9 protein-coding genes are annotated in these 3,950 nt (G+C 42.7%); all 9 read left to right on the forward strand.

What is annotated here, in order from left to right:
* Positions 1 to 26 precede the first annotated feature (26 nt).
* Positions 27 to 422 (forward strand): hypothetical protein, encoded by a 396-nt coding sequence (locus tag Q7J27_09570; GenBank protein MDO9529395.1) that lies wholly within the window; start codon positions 27 to 29, stop codon positions 420 to 422.
* 205 nt (positions 423 to 627) lie between these two features.
* Positions 628 to 1,086: a hypothetical protein gene (locus Q7J27_09575; protein ID MDO9529396.1), complete on the forward strand. Its 459-nt coding sequence runs from the start codon at positions 628 to 630 to the stop codon at positions 1,084 to 1,086.
* A 195-nt stretch (positions 1,087 to 1,281) separates the two neighbouring features.
* Complete coding sequence (locus tag Q7J27_09580) at positions 1,282 to 1,821, forward strand: metallophosphoesterase family protein (GenBank protein MDO9529397.1); 540 nt, start codon at positions 1,282 to 1,284, stop codon at positions 1,819 to 1,821.
* Positions 1,763 to 1,993, forward strand: coding sequence for a hypothetical protein (locus tag Q7J27_09585; GenBank protein MDO9529398.1), 231 nt, complete (start codon positions 1,763 to 1,765; stop codon positions 1,991 to 1,993). The genes Q7J27_09580 and Q7J27_09585 overlap by 59 nt, the downstream gene beginning before the upstream one ends.
* Before the next feature lies 1 nt (position 1,994).
* Positions 1,995 to 2,360 (forward strand): Lar family restriction alleviation protein, encoded by a 366-nt coding sequence (locus Q7J27_09590; GenBank protein MDO9529399.1) that lies wholly within the window; start codon positions 1,995 to 1,997, stop codon positions 2,358 to 2,360.
* On the forward strand, positions 2,350 to 2,961 hold the full coding sequence (locus Q7J27_09595; GenBank protein MDO9529400.1) for a DUF488 domain-containing protein: 612 nt from the start codon (positions 2,350 to 2,352) through the stop codon (positions 2,959 to 2,961). The genes Q7J27_09590 and Q7J27_09595 overlap by 11 nt, the downstream gene beginning before the upstream one ends.
* Positions 2,962 to 3,075: 114 nt before the next feature.
* On the forward strand, positions 3,076 to 3,216 hold the full coding sequence (locus Q7J27_09600; GenBank protein MDO9529401.1) for a hypothetical protein: 141 nt from the start codon (positions 3,076 to 3,078) through the stop codon (positions 3,214 to 3,216).
* Positions 3,217 to 3,270: 54 nt separating this feature from the next.
* Positions 3,271 to 3,495, forward strand: coding sequence for a hypothetical protein (locus Q7J27_09605; GenBank protein MDO9529402.1), 225 nt, complete (start codon positions 3,271 to 3,273; stop codon positions 3,493 to 3,495).
* 13 nt (positions 3,496 to 3,508) lie between these two features.
* Positions 3,509 to 3,950: tyrosine-type recombinase/integrase (locus Q7J27_09610; GenBank protein ID MDO9529403.1), on the forward strand; the 442-nt coding region annotated here is incomplete at its 3' end.

Here is a 3,950-nt window from a genome sequence, read left to right on the forward strand (position 1 = left end):
CGGCTTGAAACGGGGGGGTAAAAACAATGAACCAAATAAAGTATTTAATACAAGAGGCAGACGTAGCACCCGAAAAAGTACGTGAAGCAGTGCGAAGCTACTTTACCCGGCTTAAACGGGACGCCGATGGTATATTAACACCCCGAATTCTTCAAGATGTCGATTCTATATATGACTATCCAGGGCTACCCACTATTATTGCAGAGACGTTAGGGTTGACCGTAGCAGATATCCAGGGGGCACTAAAAAGATGTGTGGACATTGTATGTGGAAAATGTGGAAAAATATTCGTCGTTGAAGAACGACGGCGTATAGGTGGGTACACAAAATCAAGAAAAACTTTATGTGGGCGGTGTAAGCGGGAAAAATGGGCCGAAGAGCGGATTGAAGAAGAAGCAAGGACATTTAATCAATACCGTTAAGGGACTTTATTTCCCCAAAGTTAGCCATATAGACATTTTTTTCTTGACTTTCTATCAAAAGTGTAGTATAGGAAATGTTAAATAAAACAAGCAAACACTTTTTCCATGTCTCCTTCATTGTGCGCCGGGGTTCTTGGTCAGTTTCCTGGTGCACAGCCTCCTATTATGAGGAAGGAAGAACTGTAAAAATTAACAGGAGGATTGCATGAAACGACTCCCACAATTTAAAGTGTATAAAAAGGCAGGAGCAATGCAGTTCAGTCTGATGCCCGCTTATGATAATGATAAGGACAAATTTCGACAGGCCAAGGGGTTTGTAATGCTGGAAATGGCTAATTCAACCGGCCAGCAGCAGAAAGGATTACCGGCCTGCAACTGGGATGAGAAAATAACGATGAAACTGAACGACAAGGATCTTGCTGATTTCCTGACTGCCCTGAAAATTGGTGAGGGTGAAATTGTTCACGATCCTAATGCCGGGAAGGTCGATAATGGAGGGAAAAACGGTTATAAGATCCTGTCTATCAAGAAGGGGCCGTCCAGCGGATATTTTATCAACATGTCTTACCAGGGAAAGACTGCAAAGAGTTCGCTGGATGATAGTGAGGCTGGGCGCCTACGGTTACTGTTCATGTCGGCAATTCCGAGTATTTATGGATGGTGATACCCATGATGATTAAAGTACCTGAAAAATGTTTAGTCTGTGGTGCAGGTTATCTTGGCGGGCATGAAGCTCCAGATAAGCCCATGAGAGAAGGTTTACGAGTTTTCTACATGTGTGGGGAGCTTCAATGTCGGTGAAGATACTAAGCGAGAATGTTTATCAAATATTGTACAAGAATTGTATGGGGGAAGGGAAATGAACTGGTTTTCGGCTGACTATCATTTCAACCACAAGAATATAATTGAATTTTGTGGTCGTCCTTTTGAAGATATAACTGAGATGAATAAGGCTATTAAGGAGAGACACAACAGTAGAGTGAAGAGGGGAGACACAGTTTATTTCTTAGGAGATTTCGTTTTTGGTGCAAGTAAGATAGAGATAAGGAGATTGATAGAAAGTCTTAACGGAGATTTTGTATTCATAGAAGGAAACCATGATAGGAAGAACAAGAGCAAATCAATGCTCAAAAAGGCGGAGATTGAGGGATTTGGGAAGAGGATTCAGCTAGTACACAGACTTCAAGACATGGATGAGGGATATGATTTTTATCTATGTGGTCATGTTCACGAGCATTGGAGGTTCAAGGAGAATATCTGCAACGTGGGGGTGGATGTTTGGGATTTCTATCCTGTTCATATGAAGCAAATTTTGAAAGCTTATAAAAGGTGGAGGAAAGATGGAGATAATAGAGAAGGTATCAGAAGAGAAAGAAGTAGTGGTTGGACTGGTTTGTAATAAGTGTAAGAAGGAGTTTGGAAAAGATGATTTTTTAGAACTACAAGAATTTCATCGTATTAGATTTGTGGGAGGCTATGGTTCTGTTTTTGGTGATGCGGCAGAGATTGAATGTGATCTTTGTCAACATTGTTTAAAGAAACTCATAGATGGAATTTACAACGAGATATAGAATGACTAACCAAAAGGAGTTAAAGCCGTGTCCCTTTTGTGGTGGCAAGGCGCTTATTTGTGTCCCACTGGAAGGTATAGCAGGTTACGTCATTAGATGTGAACTCCCGGGATGCTGTGAAAAGTCATCGAGACGTAACGAGACAACCAAAGAAGATTTAGAAAAATTAATAGAAAGCTGGAACAATCGTTCCGGTGTTATTGATGACCTGCTTAACATAGTCGAAGGTTGGAAGGTGTTAAAATATCATTCAGGATATTGGCGGATGTCCTGTATGAAGGGCGAATTGCTTCGGACATTTACGTCTGACAGTGCTGCAGAGGCCGTGAAACAGGCAGTGGCATGGGTGAACGGAAATGAAGAGTGAAATAACCAGTATGATTAGAGAAAGCAAAGAAACCATTTACACTGTCGGTCATTCAAATATCCCCATCTCTCAGTTTATCGATCTCCTGCGAACATTTAGGATTGCAGTGGTTGTGGATGTGCGATCCCGACCATTTTCAAAATATGCCTCTCAATTCAACAGGGACCTGATAAACCAAACCCTCTCCGCAAACAATCTTATATACGTTTATATGGGGGACCTGCTTGGCGGCAAACCGGAGGACAGAAAATATTATGACCGTGGGGGTCATGTTATGTATGACCACATAGCTGAATCAGCATCTTTTCAGACGGGCATATCGCGCTTGATGAAAGGAATTGCCCTCTACCGGGTAGCTCTCATGTGCAGTGAAGAAGACCCCACCAACTGCCATCGCAAGCTCCTGATCGGCAAGGTGCTGAGGGAACAAGGAATTCATGTCCTGCATATCAGGAAAGGGGGCATAATCCAAACCGAAGAGGATCTCAATACAACCAAAGCGCGGCTTCAGCCTGGTCTTTTTGGCTCCCATGTGGATCCACCGTGGCGGTCGGCAGAGCCGGTACTGACCAAAGGAGTTACCAACAAAATCATGATATGAGTAAAAAAAAGAAACCAATCTTTAAAGCAATATGCAAGTATTGCAAATTCTATCAACCTTCGCATACCTGTGCATTGTCTGGGGAAAAAGTTAAGGGCAGTATTCCTGCATGTAATGATTTTTCTATGGCAGATACTTTCTGGTGCGGCAGAAATAACTATCAAATGGATACCGCTGCCTGCCTCAACCGTCAGGATCACGGTTGTTACGGATGTGTCCGTTGCTGGCAGGGGGAGGGAATCCGAGGTATCTTAAACCAATTGCAACTATCATTGTTTAAAATAGAATGCTTGCCTGAAAGGAAAAAACATGAAAATCAAGTTGGTCTTTAACGATTGGCAAAAAGACGGGGGAAGTATATACAATACGGAAGAGGGAGTTGATCTATCTATGGGTGATTTTCATTCCGGATCAACCTTTGATGGTGAAATTATCGTCAATGCCGACCAGAAACTGGAGCTTGAGAAGGTTATGGAAGCCGGATATCAGCCCACATTTTGGATGAGCCATGCTCTCCTTGTGGAGAAAGAATAGAGAATTTTTAAACATGCCTTTTCAAACTATAAAAACTCGTGACGGTAAGGAAATCAAATATATTCACCCCGAAGAAGCACGGCGTGTCATATCGGTTCTTGAGGGTGGGGACCGGCTTCTGGTTGAAGTTCTCTGGAATACAGGGGCCAGGATCGGAGAGGTGATGGAACTTAAACGGGAAGCAGTAGATTTCGATGATAAGACTATAGCTATCAGAAACACGCAGAAGAAAAAGACACTGCCAAAAGAAGGGAAAGATCTCAAGAATGAGATTATGGGCCTCGAATTGGCGCTGAGGAGAGAGTCCGGGCCACCGTTAAAGGAAAGGCTTGAGCAGGCAAAAGAGGAACTTTTAAAAATAGAATACATCCAGCCCACGTCACACTATAGGATAATTCCCATATTGCCGGAGCTGACAAACCATATAGCAAAACACTGTGCAGATAAGAGGATAA

This window comes from Syntrophales bacterium (genome assembly GCA_030655775.1).
Lineage (GTDB): Bacteria > Desulfobacterota > Syntrophia > Syntrophales > JADFWA01 > JAUSPI01.